The organism is Xanthomonas euvesicatoria, from assembly GCF_013112235.1.
Lineage (GTDB): Bacteria > Pseudomonadota > Gammaproteobacteria > Xanthomonadales > Xanthomonadaceae > Xanthomonas > Xanthomonas euvesicatoria.
The window spans coordinates 1,341,518-1,357,607 of the sequence record NZ_JABFFS010000001.1 but is presented as its reverse complement, the minus strand read 5'-3'; the positions used below and the strand labels follow the sequence as shown (position 1 = coordinate 1,357,607).

Annotated in this window: 14 protein-coding genes; 1 reads left to right on the top strand and 13 read right to left on the bottom strand. The window is 66.3% G+C overall.

Going from position 1 to position 16,090, the window contains the following annotated elements; all coding sequences use genetic code 11:
• Window positions 1-103: 103 nt before the first annotated feature.
• From HLH45_RS05660 to HLH45_RS05615, 10 genes are all read right to left on the bottom strand, one after another.
• The gene (locus tag HLH45_RS05660; protein WP_128750756.1) at window positions 104-337 is read right to left on the bottom strand and encodes a hypothetical protein; all 234 of its coding nucleotides are present in this window, start codon (window positions 335-337) and stop codon (window positions 104-106) included.
• 20 nt (window positions 338-357) lie between these two features.
• The gene (locus HLH45_RS05655; RefSeq protein ID WP_008571538.1) at window positions 358-1,347 is read right to left on the bottom strand and encodes a YheT family hydrolase; all 990 of its coding nucleotides are present in this window, start codon (window positions 1,345-1,347) and stop codon (window positions 358-360) included.
• Between the two features lie 59 nt (window positions 1,348-1,406).
• Window positions 1,407-2,306 carry a lysophospholipid acyltransferase family protein gene (locus HLH45_RS05650; protein WP_170922822.1) on the bottom strand — a complete coding sequence of 300 codons (900 nt, stop codon included), beginning with the start codon at window positions 2,304-2,306 and terminating at the stop codon, window positions 1,407-1,409.
• Between the two features lie 21 nt (window positions 2,307-2,327).
• Window positions 2,328-2,756 (bottom strand): hotdog fold thioesterase, encoded by a 429-nt coding sequence (locus HLH45_RS05645; RefSeq protein WP_008571536.1) that lies wholly within the window; start codon window positions 2,754-2,756, stop codon window positions 2,328-2,330.
• A 324-nt stretch (window positions 2,757-3,080) separates the two neighbouring features.
• On the bottom strand, window positions 3,081-5,099 hold the full coding sequence (locus HLH45_RS05640) for a phospholipase D family protein (protein WP_033478498.1): 2,019 nt from the start codon (window positions 5,097-5,099) through the stop codon (window positions 3,081-3,083).
• Window positions 5,096-5,668 (bottom strand): YceI family protein, encoded by a 573-nt coding sequence (locus HLH45_RS05635; RefSeq protein ID WP_008571534.1) that lies wholly within the window; start codon window positions 5,666-5,668, stop codon window positions 5,096-5,098. Before HLH45_RS05635 ends, HLH45_RS05640 begins: the two co-directional genes overlap by 4 nt.
• Window positions 5,669-5,671: 3 nt before the next feature.
• On the bottom strand, window positions 5,672-6,148 hold the full coding sequence (locus HLH45_RS05630; protein WP_003488452.1) for a SixA phosphatase family protein: 477 nt from the start codon (window positions 6,146-6,148) through the stop codon (window positions 5,672-5,674).
• A gap of 15 nt (window positions 6,149-6,163) precedes the next feature.
• A complete protein-coding gene (locus tag HLH45_RS05625; protein ID WP_008571533.1) occupies window positions 6,164-6,796 on the bottom strand; it encodes a ParA family protein in 633 nt (210 codons plus the stop codon).
• A gap of 323 nt (window positions 6,797-7,119) precedes the next feature.
• The gene (locus HLH45_RS05620) at window positions 7,120-8,037 is read right to left on the bottom strand and encodes an AEC family transporter (protein ID WP_008571532.1); all 918 of its coding nucleotides are present in this window, start codon (window positions 8,035-8,037) and stop codon (window positions 7,120-7,122) included.
• Window positions 8,038-8,869: 832 nt separating this feature from the next.
• Window positions 8,870-9,505, bottom strand: a complete 636-nt coding sequence (locus HLH45_RS05615; RefSeq protein ID WP_008571529.1) for a hypothetical protein — start codon at window positions 9,503-9,505, stop codon at window positions 8,870-8,872.
• A 159-nt stretch (window positions 9,506-9,664) separates the two neighbouring features.
• On the opposite strand from HLH45_RS05615, the gene HLH45_RS05610 reads away from it, so the two are divergent.
• Window positions 9,665-13,408: an indolepyruvate ferredoxin oxidoreductase family protein gene (locus HLH45_RS05610; RefSeq protein ID WP_008571528.1), complete on the top strand. Its 3,744-nt coding sequence runs from the start codon at window positions 9,665-9,667 to the stop codon at window positions 13,406-13,408.
• A 97-nt stretch (window positions 13,409-13,505) separates the two neighbouring features.
• On the opposite strand, the gene HLH45_RS05605 is transcribed toward HLH45_RS05610, so the two are convergent.
• Genes HLH45_RS05605 through egtB form a run of 3 tightly spaced genes read right to left on the bottom strand, consistent with a single transcriptional unit; the run spans window position 13,506 to window position 16,057 of the window.
• A complete protein-coding gene (locus HLH45_RS05605; protein ID WP_031420622.1) occupies window positions 13,506-13,775 on the bottom strand; it encodes a DUF3253 domain-containing protein in 270 nt (89 codons plus the stop codon).
• Between the two features lie 15 nt (window positions 13,776-13,790).
• Window positions 13,791-14,777 carry an L-histidine N(alpha)-methyltransferase gene (gene egtD, locus HLH45_RS05600; RefSeq protein ID WP_008571527.1) on the bottom strand — a complete coding sequence of 329 codons (987 nt, stop codon included), beginning with the start codon at window positions 14,775-14,777 and terminating at the stop codon, window positions 13,791-13,793.
• Window positions 14,774-16,057, bottom strand: a complete 1,284-nt coding sequence (gene egtB / locus HLH45_RS05595; protein ID WP_046935111.1) for an ergothioneine biosynthesis protein EgtB — start codon at window positions 16,055-16,057, stop codon at window positions 14,774-14,776. Before egtB ends, egtD begins: the two co-directional genes overlap by 4 nt.
• Window positions 16,058-16,090 lie beyond the last annotated feature (33 nt).

Below are 16,090 nucleotides of genomic sequence, written 5' to 3'. Positions count from 1 at the left end.
ATGGGCGACGCACGCTGCTGCCTGGCGCTGTGCCCGCGCCGTGTGCAGGATGGGCGTTATCGGCGGTGCGAACTCGCATCGATCGTTCGCGCCGGCCAGAGGTTCAAACGCTTGCCGACGTCCGACGCAGCACGCTCGCGCCGTAGGCCACGCAGAGCGCCCCAAACACCAACTGGCCCAGATGCCAGAGCGCAGCTTGGACGCCGACGGAAACCGATCCTGCGCGTGAGCGGAACAGGATCTGCCCGGTCTGCGGCCCGGTGTAGAGGCTGATCGCGCTGAAGTAGACCATCACGCAACCGACGACCACTGGCAAAACGGCGATCACTGCATCCAAGGACGGATGTCGTGTCGGCGTCATTCGCGCGCTGACGCCAGCCGCTCGGCCACCCAGCGTTCGGCAAAGCCGTCGCCGCGGGCGTTTTCCAGAAAGCCGCAATGCCCGCCCCAGCGCGCGATTTCCAGCTTTGCATGCGCCGGCAACTGCCAGGCGGCGAAATCGGCGAACGGAATCACCGGGTCGTCTTCGGCCATCAGGATGTCGACCGGCACCTGCAGGTTGGCCAGGCGTTGGCCGGCAATCGAATAGCTGTCGAAATACGCTTCCAGCGAGCCGTGTCCGGTGTGTTTCACCGCCAGCCAGGCCATCAGCCCGCGCATGTCCAGCGCCAGGGTGGCGTCGTCGTACCCGTGCTGCTCGGGGAACAGCTTGCGCTTGCGCAGCAGCGATTCACGCCATTTACGGCGGAAGTACCAGTCGTAGAACTGCGGGCCCTTTTCAAGCTGGGTCATGGTGGCGGCCGGGTCCAGCAACGGGCACACCGCCGCCACGCGCGCCAGCGGCAGGCCGGCGGCGGGCGCACGCAGCGCCAGCCGCAGCGCGAAGTTTCCGCCCAGCGAATACCCTGCAGCCAGCAACTGCGGCGCAGGAAAACGCCGCCACAGATCGCCTGCGGCATTGACCACTTCTTCGATGCGGTCGGAGTGGAACAGGTCCACATTGAGATGGTGGGTACCGCCGTGGTCGCGGAAGTTCAGCCGGAACACCTGGTAGCCCAGACCGAGCAGGCGCGCGGCGGTCAGGCGCATGTAGTTGGAATCGGCGCTGCCCTCCCAGCCATGCAGCAACAGCACGGTGCCGCGCGGTGGCGCATCGCCGCGCGGGATGCTCATCCAACCCTGCAGGCGCACACCGTCGCCGCCATCGAGGATATGTTCGCTGGTGACCGCACCGCTGGCGGCCAGCAACTGGCGGCTGCGGATGCGCCGCAAGGCGCTGCTGCCCAGCACCGATTGCACGTGCGGATTGCGCAGCCAGCGCGGCGGCAAGTAATCGGAGGCGTTCATGCGCGCATCGCACCGGCGTTGCGGCTGGCCGCAGGGGAGAGGCGCGTGCGCATCGTCGGCTAGGATTCCATCGCTGCGACGATCCGTTGGCGCGAGGTCTCGGCCATGCGACGGCGGCCTTCGATGTCCAGCGCGCGAATCGGCTCGAGAAAATGCACTTCGGCCAGCCGCGACGGTTCGCCCAGCAGGCGCACGATATTGGCGAAGAAACTCTCGCGCTCACCGAAGGCCACCACCGCCTGCGCGTTGCCGCGCAGCCCATACCGCAGCGCCACCGGCTGTACCGGCACCCCGGCTTCCACCGCCGCCTGGAAGATGCGCGCATGGAACGGGCCCACTTCGGTACCGCCACGGGTACGTCCTTCCGGGAACACCCCCACCGGCTTGCCACTTTGCAGGCGCAGCAGCATTTCCTGCAGCACCCCGCCCAGCGATTCGGTATTGCCGCGCTGGTGGAAGATGGTCTGGCCCTTGGTTGCCAGCCAACCCACCAGCGGCCAGCCGGCGATTTCGCGCTTGGCAACAAACCCCATCACGCGCTGGCTGTGCAGGATGGAGATATCCACCCAGCTGACGTGGTTGGCCACGAACAGGGTCGCGCCCGGTAGCGGCGTCCCGAAGCGGCGCAGGCGGAAGCCGAACACGCGCATCAAGGTGCCCTGCCACCAGCGGATCATCCGCTCCTCCAGGGTGTCGTCGTGCCCGATCCGGATCCGCGCCAGCGCCGGCACTACCACGCACAGCATGGTGACCGGCAGGCCGAGACACAGATGCAGCAACAACAGTGGCACCCGGTAGAGGTACCGGAACCAACGCAACGCGCCGCCAGCGTCGCGCGTGGCGTCCAGGGATGACTCGCTCATTCGACGAACGGAACCGGTAACGGGGGAAGGAAGCGCAACCATTGTGACAGCAGCGTGGCCGCCGCGCAGTGCCGGCAGCGGATGACGCTGTTCCATGCATGCCGCTGCCGGGCGAGCTCAGCCATTGCTGCGCGCGACCACCGCCAGGGTCAATCGCGACACACAGACGCGTTTGCCGGCCGGGTTTTCGATGGTGATGTCCCAGACATGCGTGCTACGCCCCACATGTACCGCCCGTGCAGTGCCGGTCACCAGCCCCTGGGTGGCGGCGCGCAGGTGATTGGCATTGATCTCCAGCCCCACGCAGATCTGGGTCGACATATCCACGCACAGGTTGCCGGCGCTGCTGCCCACCGTTTCGGCCAGCACCACCGAGGCGCCACCGTGCAGCAGGCCATAGGGCTGCCTGGTGCGCGCATCCACCGGCATGGTGGCGCGCAGCCAATCGTCACCGGCTTCGGTAAAGACGATGCCCAGATGCTCGATCAAGGTATCGCGGCTGGCGGCATTGAGGGCAGCAAGATCGACGGGTTCGCGGAAGGTCATGGGCTGGGAATGGGGAATGGGGAATGGGGAATGGGGAATGGGGAGCGGGAAGCGGGAAGCGGGAAGCGGGAAGCGGGAAGCGGGAAGCGGGAAGCGCAAGAGCATCCCGACGCCTGGAGCGCGATGCAACTGGGCAGTGCTGCTGATGGCAGACAGCATTTGTTGGGGCGCCGATACACTACGCGACCCTCGCCCGTGACAACTGCAGCCGCTTCGGCGATTTCCGGCGTCCAGGGGCCGATCCGCAGCCAACTGCGTGCATCCAACCACAACGCGCTGCACCGCGGGCACCGGCTGCTGCGACCCGCGCGACACGCCAGCCGATCAGAGAATCGGTACCAGCCCGGCGCCGAAGGCGGTCAGCATGCGCACCAGCAGCCACTTCGGGCCGACATTGACCTCCGGAAAATCGCCCACCGCCACATAGCACTGGCGGAACTGCGGGTCCTGCCGCTTGAGCGGGAACGGGCAATCCGGACCGGGCTGGAACTCGTAGTTGGTGGCGTAGCGCCATGGCCAGAAGTCCAGCACCGGCAAGGCTTCGGAGACCTTGCCCACGCTGTAGTTCAACCCGCTCAGCACCGGCGGCTTTTCGCGCGGCGCCACCGTCCAGGCATTTTCCGGGGCGATGTCGCGTTCGATGCTGGCAGCCAACGCCTGCGCAAAGCGCGCATCGTCGATCACCACGGCCGCTTCGGTGTTGTAGTTCTCGCTGCGCGGGTCGAAGTTGTGCGTACCGATCACGCCGATGCGGCGATCCACCACCAACGACTTGGCGTGCAAGCCCATGCGCGCACCGTCGCGGGTCACCGGCAGCGGCTTGTTGACCGCGCGCGTGCCCAGGAACGAGGGCCGCGTTTCGGTACGCAACACGCGCCGATCGACCTCGCTCCCGCCCGGCGCACGGCCGCCGCCACTGCCGCGCAGCACGCTGCCGGCGCTCGCGCTGGCGTTGCCTTCCGGGTCGCTGCTGCCGCGCATCGCATTGCCCGCTGCACTGCCGCCGATCAGGCGATTGTTGCGGCTGTCCCGATTGACCCCGGAAGCGGGGTTGAGCGGGTCCGGCACCAGGTTGGCGTAATCCACCGGGGCGTCGAGCGGAAACGGCTTGAACTCGTACACGTTGAAGCCCAGCTCGCGCATGTTGCGGCGTTTGAACTTGTACGAGAGCGCATACACGATGGGGTTGTCGGTGGCGGCCAGGCTATTGGTCGACACCACGATGCGCGGCGGCTGCGGGTGTTTGCGCAACGTGCGGAAGATCGCCTGCGCCTGGTCGGACAACACCAGGTACGGGGTCTGCAGCAGCACTTCCTGCTGCGCGCCGGCAATCAGGCCATCCAGTTCCGGCGCCGTGGACACCGCCTTGGCCGCATGTTCCCGGCGGTGCTTTTGCGGCAGATCGGCCACGTACAGCACACGTTGCACCGGCATGGCCGGAGTCACGAAAGCGTCGCGCACGAATTGCGGGTCGCGCGCTTCGCGGTCCACCCGCGCCACCCGGTCGGGCCGGCGGAACTCGGCCGGCGGCATCGTCGGCACGCCCTGCTCCAGCAGCAGGCGCCCGACATCGTTCAGACGTTCGGCCGGGACGCTGCGCCGGGCGCGCCAGAACGCATCGAAATTGGCGGCCATGGCGCGCACTTCCGGCCCGGCCAGAATCACGTCGCGGTCGCGGAAGTTGTACTCGCTGTCCCAGTCGTAATAGTCGTCCTGGTAATTGCGCCCACCGACCACGCCCAGCACGTCGTCCACCACCAGCAGCTTGTTGTGCATGCGCTGGTTGAAGCGGCGGAAGCAACACAGCACGCTGCCGGCATAGTCGAAGTAATTGAGTTTGACCTTGCCGAAGGTAGGGTTGTAGATGCGCAGCTGCAGGTTTTCATGGCTGCTGGCCAGCGCACCGAGAATCTGCAGATCGGCGATCGCCGACAACTGATCGATCAGGATGCGCACCTTGACCCCGCGTTGGGCGGCGTCCACCAGTGCGTCCAGCACCATGCGCGCGCTGTCGTCCTTGTCGAAGATGTAGGTCTGCAGATCGATGCTGCGGGTGGCGCTGCGGATCAGGTTGAGCCGGGCCACCAGCGATTCTTCGCCGTGGTCGACGATGGTGGCGTAATGCCGCGGCGCCGCCGGTGTGGAGGCGGTCATCGCCTCCCCGCCCAGCGCGCGCAATGGCGAGGGTTGCGCACAGCGATCGGCCTGGCTGCAATTGACTACAGTGCTGCGTGCCGCGGTAGCGACACCGGCGGCACGGTTGCGTTCGGTTTGTGACAGGCTGGCGCATCCGGTGCCGAGCAACAACGTTGCCAGCACGCACACCCTCAACAGGTACTTCACGGGCGCCGCGCCTCCTGCAGGCGCCCACGCAGAATGAACGTCACCCTGTCGCCCAGGGCCATCTGCCACGCATTCATTCCGTAACGTCCACGCAGGACCGTCCCTCGACTGATCACGTCGCAATCATAGCCCGGCCGCGTGCATTCGGCCGGCACCACATGCAGCGTTTCCAGATGGGTGATTCCGCGGATGGTCAGGTTGCCGACGATGTCGCCCCCCTGCTTCACCACTTCGTCGACATACGGTAGCGACTCGAATTCGACGACCGGGTACTGCGCAACGTCGAAAAAATCTTCCCCGCGCATCCAGCTGGTGTAGCGGTCCTTGCCGGGGATCTCCACCTGAGTGGCGTCCAGCCGGAAGCGCACCTGCTGACGCCCGTCGGCCAAGGTCACCACGTCACCGCGAAAACGCGGGAAAAACCCCTCGATCTTCATTCCGAAGCGCGTCTTGATCTCGAACCCGAAGCGCGATTGCGCCGGGTCGATGGACTGCACCTTCTGCTGCGCCATGCAGGGGAACACGACCCAGAGCGCGAGCCAGGCGTACCAGCGCAGCGACGATGACACGGATCAGGGCCACCAGAAGGCGGTCAGGCGGGCGATGCCCGGCTCGATGGTGGCGTCCAGCGGCAAGGCCAGCAACGCGATCGAGGCGGTGGGCATGCCGCGGTAATCGCCGGTCTGGCCGCTGTGCATCAGCGCTGCCAGCCGTTCCAGGCCAGGGTTGTGGCCCACCAGCAGCAGGCGCTCGGCCTCGCGATGTTCGTCCACCAGGCTGGCCAGGGTGCCGGGCGTGGCCTCATAGATGCGTTCGTCCAGCCGTTGTTCGATGTAGCCGGTGAGCTCGAGCACCGCCTCCAGGGTTTCGCGGGCGCGGCGGGCCGGGGAGCACAGCACCCGGTCGGGCACCAGCCGCTGCTCGCGCAGCCAACGCCCGGCCGCCTCGGCCTCGGCGATGCCGTGCGGCGACAGCGGGCGATCGAAATCGGCCTGGCCGGTATCGGCCGGTTCGGCGTGGGCATGTCGCAACAAGATCAATTCGCGCATAGGAACTTTCCGGTTCTAGGACTTCTTGAGCCACTTGAACAGCGGCTCCCAGTCCTGTTGATGGTCGCGCACCTGCGCCGAGCGGTAGTCGAACAAGCTGCGTCCCAGCCCGGCCATCACCACATAGGCCTGGGTGTCGCGCAGTTGGGTCACCAGCGGATACGGCCAGTTGCCGATCATGTCGGCGGCCTGTTGCGAGGTCTGGGTCCAGGGACGGGCACGATTGAGCACCAGGCCCACCGGCAGTTTGCGCTGATGCACGCGCGGCACCTTGGCCAGCGTGTTGAGAAAGCCGACCACCGCTTCGATATCCAGCGCCGAGGACAACACCGGTACCACGATGGCATCGACGTGGTCGAGAAATCCGCTCAGGTCGTCGGCCATGGCACCGGCCGGCGCATCGACGATCAGGGTATCGGTGCCGTCCGGCACGGCGCTCTGCCAGCTGCGGCGCTTGGTGGCGTCGATCGGCAAGACCGCACTTTCCAGGCTGGCGCGGCGCTCTGCCCAGCGGGTGGACGAGCCTTGCGGATCGGCATCTGCCAGCACGGTGCGCTGGCCTTGCAACGCCGCATGTGCGGCCAGATTGGTGGCGATCGTGGTCTTGCCGACGCCGCCTTTGGAGGCGGCCACCAGGACTGTCTTCATGCACGCCTCGCTTCCGGGAGCAAGCCGGCAGCGTACACCGCGGCAAGGTGAGGAAGTAGTCGAAACGCGTTAAACGCACTGCTGCGGGACAGGCAGCGACAGCGCAGACCTTCAGCCGATGCGCGCAAGGCCTTGCGCCGCAGCTGTGCGTGGCAACGATGGAAGCCTGGCACGGCGCAAGATCGTCCACGCGTATCGCTCAGCCGCGGCGTCGCAATGCAGCATGGCGCCGATGTTGCAGGTGTTGGCGTATCACAGCCCGAACAAGCGCAAGCGTGTGCCTGCGGCGCCAGCGCGCTCTGGCTGCTGCAAGCGTTACGGCTTCACGCCACCAGCCGCGCCAGCAGCCAGGCCCACGCAGGCAGCGTCAGCAACGACAGCAGGATGCTGTAGCCGACCATCGCTGCAGCCAGGCGCGGGGCCAGCCGGTGCGAAATGGCCAGCGCGGCGGCGGTGATCATGGTGGGCATGGCCGATTCGAGCACGTTGGTCTGCAGCATCTGCCCATGCAGGCCCAGCCCCCAGGACAACGGCAGGGCCAGGACCGGCATCAGCAGCAGCTTGAACACCAGGCCCACAGCCAAGGGCTTGAGTTCGTCGGCAGGCAGGCGCAGCTGCAGCGAAAAGCCCACCGACAGCATCACCAGCGGCAACATCGCATCGGCCAGATTCTTCAGGCCCGAGCCAATCCAGGCCGGCGGTTGCTCGGGCATCAGGGTCAAGGCGAACAGCAGCGCCCACAACGGCGGGAACTGCAGCACGCGCATCGCGATCAGCCGTGCGGTCGGCGGGGTGTCGCCGCTGTACCGGGCCAGCACATACAGCCCGAACGTGGACAGCAACACGAAGGTGCCGAACTGGTCGTAGACCACTGCATACGGCAGCGCGTGATCGCCGATCAGCGCGCGCACCATCGGAAAGCCGATGAAACTGGAATTGGTAAACACCACACACATCAGCAGCGCGGCGTATTCGGCGCGGCCCAAGCGCAACAGGCGGCTGCAACCCCACAGCAACGGCACGATGATGGCGGTCAGCAGCCATGGCGTGGCAATCACCCCACCGAGCGACGCATCCAGATGCAGGCGCGGGACATAGGTCAGCACCGACGCCGGCAGGCAGATGTACAGCACGATGCGGTTGAGCACATCGGCGCTGTTGTCCGGCAACACCCGCAGGCGGGCGAACAGCAGGCCCAGCCCCAACATGGCCAGAATCAAGGCAAATGCATCTACCGCCATGCGCGATCGTGTCCGTTGGAAAGCGATGCACAGGATCGCATAGCGCGCGGTGCGCGCATCGGTGGATGCGTTGGCCTGGCTGGGGTGCAAGGTGCACGCCACCCGAGCTCCGGTCACCGCGGAGCTGCCACGACCGCATCGTTTCCCTATGCGGAAGCCAGCGTATCGAACACGCGGCGCCCTCGCCGCTCCGGACAATGCGTTGGTCAAACACGTCCTTGCACCGTGTTCCGCGATGGTGGGCGGACCAGGCCGTGGAGCAAGCTTGCAGCGCCGAGTGCGCGACACGCCGTGAACCCGTCCGTGGAGGCTCGATGGCGGGATCCATGCCGCCAACGGTCCCGCGATCGGCAAGCACAGCGCATCAGACAGTTCGTTGGTGACTCGATTGAAGGAGCGAGGACGCCGCGCCAGCCAGGCGACCTGCTGCTGTCTTAGCTCTGCGCATCGACCATCTCAACTGGTCCTTGCGCCCGCCGTCGCGGGACCTTACGCGGCACGGCTGCCGCGCAAGCGCCTACAAAGACGTACTTGCAGCGTGTCCTGCGATGGTGGGCGGACAAGGGCCCCGCAGCCACGCCACAGACCAACGCCTTGCTCTCCCGCATCGACCTCGCAACGTCGGTACGCCGAAGTTTTGAGCCGTGATTGGAATCAGGCGCAGACCTGCTCAGCCTTTCACCGAACTCGCGGAATCAACGTTAGACGTCTTCGTTTCAAGTAGCGGCAGGCCGACGCGCCAGATGGCGCCTGGCGTATCGGCCAATGGCGGCAACCGGTCGATTCACTGCACAAGCCGCGCTGCAGGAACTCCCGCAGCGCGGCGAAGCGCTTACGGAAACGCTGGCGGGTTGGCCTGCCAGGCCGCAAAGACCTCGGCCAGGCTGGCGCGCTCTGCCTCGCGCCATTCCGGCAACAGGCTGGCGTAGTTGGCGGTACTGCTCCAACGGTCCGGCCAGGTGCGCACGGCTGCGGCATACCACTCGACCGCCTCCTGCTTGCGTCCGGCGCGCCAGAGCGCCAGTGCAGCCGTGGTCGGCAGCCATTCCGGCGTGGCCGGACGGCCATTGGCCAGGTTGGCCCATTGCTGCAGCGCCTTGTCGGGCTGGTCGGCACGCAGCAGGTCCCATCCATAGTTCCAGGTGATGGCCCGGTACTGCTGGCTGCCGTTGGAGACCAGCGCCAGCGCGCCCTGATACAACTCATCGCCCAACTGGGTGCGCCCACCGGCGTAGGCCAGCGCCGCCAACTGCGCGCGCGGGTCGGCCGCGCGGGCGTCACGTTGCACCATCGCCGCCAGCCGGTCGACGACTGCATCGCCCTGGCCCTGTACGGCCACCACGGCCTTGGTGGTACCGCGGTCTTCGTCGAAATAGAACTCCTTGGGCTTGGGCAAGCTCTGCGCCTGCGCCAACGACCACACCCCTCCGAGCAGGGCCAGAGCGGCCCACGCGTATTTCCTTTTCACTGTGTTTTCCCCTGACAGCAAACGACCCCTTCCCGTCCCCATCCTACCCGCAGCGCGTCGGCTGCGCATCCGCACAGGGACGGGCGCGGAAAAGCTGACTGTTACACTTTGCACCGCCGTTTTGGAATCCGTCGGGTGCGTCAGATAGTTTCAGATGACATGCACCGGGGCCCAGCCACCCTTTCCGGGCACGCCATGACCAGTACCGCTGCGCTTTCTTCTCCCGACTCTGCCAACACGCCGGAGCTCGGCCGGGTGGATGCGGACTACACGCTGGACCACAAGTACACGCGCACCGATGGGCGCATCTACCTGTCCGGTGTGCAGGCGCTGGTGCGGCTGCCGCTGCTGCAGCGCCTGCGCGATGACGCTGCCGGGCTGGAGACCGCCGGCTTCATCAGCGGCTACCGCGGCAGCCCGCTGGGCGGGCTGGACCTGGAACTGTGGCGGGCGCGCAAACACCTGGACGCGGCCAAGGTCACCTTCACTCCAGGTCTGAACGAGGACCTTGCCGCCACCATGGTGTGGGGCACCCAGCAAACCAACCTGTTCCCCGGCGCGAACGTGCAGGGCGTCTACGGCATGTGGTACGGCAAAGGGCCGGGCGTGGACCGCAGCGGCGACGTCTTCAAGCACGGCAATGCCGCCGGCACCTCGCCGTTTGGCGGCGTGCTGGCGCTGGCCGCCGACGACCATGCCTGCCGCAGCTCGACCCTGCCGCACGGGTCCGAAGACGAATTCGTCAGCGCGATGATGCCCATCCTCAATCCGGCCGGAGTACAGGACATCCTGGACATGGGCCTGCTCGGCTGGGCGATGAGCCGCTACACCGGGCGCTGGATCGGCTTCAAGACGATTGCCGAAACGGTGGAATCGTCCGCCTCGGTGGACGTGGACCCGTTCGCGCGCACCATCGTGCTGCCGGAGGATTTCGCACTGCCGCCGGGCGGCTTGAGCATCCGCTGGCCAGACCCGCCGGTGGACCAGGAGATGCGCCTGCACCGGTATGCGATCGCCGCCGCGCAAGCCTTTGCGCGCGCAAACCACATCGACAAGGTGGTGCTGGATTCACCAAATGCGCGACTGGGCATCGTCACCACCGGCAAGAGCTACCTGGACGTGCTGCAGGCGCTGGAATACCTGGGCCTGGACGCGCAGGCCTGCGCGCAGATCGGCATCCGCGTTTACAAGGTCGGCATGACCTGGCCGCTGGAGCCGGCAGGGATCAGCGCGTTTGCGCAGGGGCTTGAAGACATCGTGGTGGTGGAAGAGAAAAAGGCCTTCATCGAGCGCCAGATGAAGGAACTGTTCTACAACTGGCCGGCCAGCGCCGGCGCGCGGCCGAGCATTGTCGGCAAGTACGATGAGCAGGGCGCGTGGATCCTGCCGTCCACCGGCGAACTGACGCCGGCCACCATCGCGGCGGTGATCGGCAGGCGCATCCTGCGCCTGCTGCAATCGAGCACGATCAATACCGATTCGATCCAGCAGCGGCTGCGCTGGATGGACGCCAAGGAAGCGGAAATGGCTTTGCCGCGCGCGCAATTCCCGCGCGTGCCGCATTACTGCTCCGGCTGCCCTCACAACACCTCCACCGCCGTGCCGGAAGGCTCGCGCGCGCTGGGCGGTATCGGTTGCCACTACATGGTGACCTGGATGAACCGAGCCACCGACACCTTCACCCACATGGGCGGCGAAGGTGTCACGTGGTCCGGGCAGGCGCCGTTTACCGACACCCCGCACGTGTTCCAGAACCTGGGCGATGGCACGTATTTCCATAGCGGCTCGCTGGCGATCCGGCAGTCGGTCGCCACCGGCGTCAACATCACCTACAAGATTCTCTACAACGATGCGGTGGCGATGACCGGCGGGCAGCCGGTGGACGGCACGCTCACCGTGCCGGACATCGCCCACCAGCTGCGCGCCGAAGGCATCCATGAGATTGCGGTGGTCAGCGACGACATCGGCAAGTGGACGCGGCGGCGCGAGCTGTTTCCGCCTGAGGTCGCGTTTCACGATCGTGGCGAACTGGATGCGGTGCAGCAGTATCTGCGCACCGTCAAGGGCGTGTCGATCCTGATCTTCGACCAGACCTGCGCCACCGAGAAACGCCGCCGTCGCAAGCGCGGCAAGCTGGTCGATCCGCCAAAGCGGGTGATGATCAATTCGCTGGTGTGCGAAGGCTGCGGCGATTGCGGCGAGAAAAGCTTTTGCGTGTCGGTGTTGCCGAAGGAAACCGAATTCGGGCGCAAGCGCCAGATCGACCAGTCCAACTGCAACAAGGATTATTCGTGCGTCGCGGGCTTTTGCCCGAGCTTTGTCACCGTGCATGGCGGTGCCCCGCGCAAGGGCAAGCGGCGCGACGCCAGCACGCTGCTGGACACGCTTCCCTCACCGCCCAAGCGCACCGCGCTGGAACGGCCCTGGAACATCCTGATCACCGGCGTCGGCGGCACCGGCGTGGTGACCATCGGCGCGCTGCTCGGCATGGCCGGGCACCTGGAAGGCAAGGGCGCCACGGTGCTGGACCAGACCGGCCTGGCACAGAAAGGCGGCGCGGTGACCACGCATATCCGCATCGCACGCCAGCCCGCCGACATCCACGCCGTGCGCATCGCCGCCGGCGAAGCAGACCTGGTGCTGGGCTGCGACATGGTGGTGGTCAACGATTATTGGGCGCTCTCCAAGGTGCGCGATGGCCGCACCCAGGTGGTGCTCAACACCTACGAAGCAATGCCGGGCACGTTCACCACGCAACCGGACCTGCAGTTTCCCGCTGCCGAGATCATCGCCGGTGTGCGCACTGCGCTCGGTGGCCAGGAGCCGTTGTTGCTGGATGCCACGCAGCTGGCAACGGCGTTGCTGGGCGACGCCATCGCCAGCAATCTGTTCGTGCTTGGCTACGCGTGGCAGCACGGGTTGGTGCCGCTATCGCATGCGGCGCTGATGCGCGCGATCGAACTCAATGGTGCAGCCGTTGCGATGAATCAGCAGGCGTTCGCCTGGGGGCGCCTGGCGGCGATCGATCTGCCGGCGGTGCAACGCGCTGCGGGTCTGGCCGGTGCCGACGCGCCTGCACATCTGCATGGCGATACACCGCATGCACGCGGACCAGGCAGCTGGGAAGAGCACGATCTCAGCGGCCAGAGCGCACCGCGTGCGCTGGCACAGACCGACGGCAGCACGTTGCATGGCGAGGTCGCTGCACCGGCCGCGCCGCTCGACGACGAGCAGTTGGCGCATTCGCTGGACGAGGCCATCGCGCGTCGCGTCGCGTTCCTGACCGACTACCAGGATGCGGCCTACGCGCAGCGTTATCGCAGCCTGGTCGAGCGCGTACGCACGCACGAGCTGCAGCGCGTGCCCGGCAGCAGCGCACTGACCGAGGCGGTGGCCCGGTACGCCTTCAAGCTGATGGCCTACAAGGACGAATACGAGGTGGCGCGGCTGTATACGCGTGGCGATTTCCAGCGCCGGTTGCAACAACAGTTCGAGGGCGACTACACGCTGCGCTTCCACCTGGCGCCGCCGTTGCTGGCAAAGAAAGACGCACACGGCAACCTGATCAAACGCGAGTACGGGCCGTGGATGTTCACCGCCTTCAAGCTGCTGGCGCGGTTGAAGTTCCTGCGTGGCGGCAAGTTCGACGTCTTCGGCTACAGCGAAGAACGGCGTGGCGAGCGTCGGCTGATTGCCGATTACAGCGCAACCGTGGACATGCTGCTGGAACGGCTGGATGCCGATAACGTGGGCTTGGCCGCGCAGATCGCCAGCATTCCGGAACACATTCGCGGCTATGGCCACGTCAAGCATGCGCATCTGCAGGAAGCCAGGGCGCGCGAAGCCGCGCTGCTGGCGCAGTGGCGTAATCCCAAGGCGTTGCACGTGGTGCAGGCGGCCTGATGTCACCGAACGATTACATCCTTTTGATGTAGTCGCTCGGCGACATTCGGTTTAATCCCGCTACATACGGCAGCTGGCGCATCCACTCAATGGGGCTTCAGTCGAAATGCGGCCCACGCATCAGTCGAATCGGTCCGCGTGCGGTGGCAGGGTCCACAGTTCGACCCTGCTGGGTGATCCGTACCAGGCCTCTGCCTGCGGCAGCTGCGGCCACCGCACGCACCTGGGGCATCAGGCTTCGCCACACCGCCGCGTCATCGCTCAAGGCACGCGCGACTTCCGACGGACAGATCGATTGCTCGGGCCGACGTTGCGCAAGCAGGTGCCGGATCAACGCGGCCACCTGCGCATCATCGGGCGACTGCACGCCCGCCCCGCGGGATCACAATGGGCGCAGCAGGCGCAGGCCGAACCAATCCTTGGCATCGTTCCAGCCGTGGGTGACCTTGAGCCCGGCTGCGGCAGCCAGTTCGGCAAAGCGCGCGTCGGTGTATTTGCAGCTGTATTCGACCTGCATCGCTTCGCCTTCGGCAAACGCGATGTCCTTGCCGCCAACCTGCACGCGCTGCGCGCGTTGGCTGATCAGGAAGGTTTCGATGCGGCCGCGCTCACGGACATACACCGCGTGGTGACGGAAACCGTCCAGATCGAAATCGCTCCCGATCTCGCGATTGAGCCGCGCCAGCAGGTTCAAGGTGAACTCGGCGGTGATACCGGCTGCGTCGTTGTAGGCCGCTTCGATCAGCCCGGCGTCCTTGTCCAGATCGATGCCGATCAGGGCGCAACCGTCGCTGCCCATGGTCTGGCGCATCGCGTCCAGCAGTTCGATCGCGGCCGCGTCGGCGAAATTGCCGAGCGTGGAGCCGGGGAAGAACACCACGTGCCGCCGCGTCGGGCGCTGCGCATCGGGCAGGCGCAGCGGCTTGGTGAAGTCGGTGCACACCGGCAACATCTGGATCTGCGGAAATTGCTGGGCCAGCCGCGCAGTGCTTTCCAGCAGCGCGGTGCGCGAGATTTCCAGCGGCGTGTAGGCCACCACATCGCGCAGGCCCTGCAGCAGCAATTCGGTCTTGCGGCCGCTGCCGCTGCCGTATTCGACCACATGCACGCCGGCGCCGATCGCCTGTGCGATCGAGCCCATGCTGGCTTCCAGCAAACCCAGCTCGGTCCTGGTGAGGTAATACTCCGGCTGCTGCGTAATGGCTTCGAACAGTTGCGAGCCGCGCGCATCGTAGAAATATTTCGACGGCAGCGTCTTGGGCGTTTGCGACAACCCCGCCAGTGCATCGGCGGTGATGTCGTCCGGCTGCGGGCGCAGGTCGGTCAGCGCGGCGTGCGCGCGTTGCAGGGCATGGGCGGCGGCGTTCAAGGCAGATCCTTGGCAAGGCGCACGCCGGCAAACTGCCAACGCGCATCGGAGGGGAAAAAGTTGCGGTAACTGGCACGCAGATGGCTGGCCGGGCTGGCGCAACTGCCACCACGCAAGACCCATTGCGCATTCATGAATTTGCCGTTGTATTCGCCCAGCGACCCGGGCCACGGGGTAAAGCCTGGATACGGCAGGTACGCACTACCGGTCCACTCCCAGACATCGCCGAACAGCTGCTGGATACCGGTGTCCACTGCTTCGGCGCCACGCGGATGCAACGCATCGGTGTCGACGAAATTGCCCTGTACCGGCACGCCGGTCGCGGCCTGCTCCCACTCGGCTTCGGTGGGAAGGCGCGCACCGGCCCAGCGCGCGAACGCATCGGCTTCGAACAGGCTCAGATGACAGACTGGCGCGTGTGGATCGCGCGTGCGCCAGCCGTCCAGCGTGAACTCGCGGCCATCGGCATCCCAATACAAGGGATGTTGCCAACCCTGCGCCTGCACCATCGCCCAGCCATCGCTGAGCCAGGCACCGGCACTGCGGTAGCCGCCGTCATCGATGAATTGCTGGAACTCGGCGTTGGTGACCACACGGCTGGCCAGCGCATGCGCACCGACCAGCACGCGATGGCGTGGCGATTCGTTGTCGTAGGCGAAGCTGTCGGCCTGTGGCCATGCAGCGGCGCCGATCTGGACGATCTGCTCGTCGCGCGCATGCCAGCGCAGCGGGCTGGCAACGGCCGCAGGCGGTGTGGGCAGGTCACGGTAGGCCGGCTGCAACGGGTTGCTCCACAGCGCATGCTTGATATCGGTCAGCAGCAACTCCTGGTGTTGCTGCTCGTGCTGGATGCCGAGCTGCACGACGGTGCAGGCCTGTGCATCGAGCAGGCCTTCGCGCAAGCGCTGCTGCATCTGCCTATCGACCGCAGCACGGTAGTCGCGTACCTGCTGCAACGAGGGGCGCGAAAGCACGCCGCGGCGGGCCCGCGCATGCATCGGCCCCACGCTCTGGTAGTAGCTGTTGAACAGGAAATCCCAGGCCGGGTCGAACACGCGGTACGCCGGATCGGCCTGCAGCACGAAGCGTTCGAAAAACCAGGTGGTGTGGGCCAGATGCCATTTGCTCGGGCTCGCGTCCGGCATGCTCTGCACCATCGCGTCTTCGGCGCTCAAGGGTGCGGCGAGACGGTCGCTCAGCGCGCGGGTCTGCGCGTAGCGTTCCAGCAGCGTCAACTGCTGTTGCTGGAGGTGGCCCAGCAGAGGTGAGAGTGCAGGCATCGCCCTATGCTTGGGGAGCGCCCGTGAACGTGC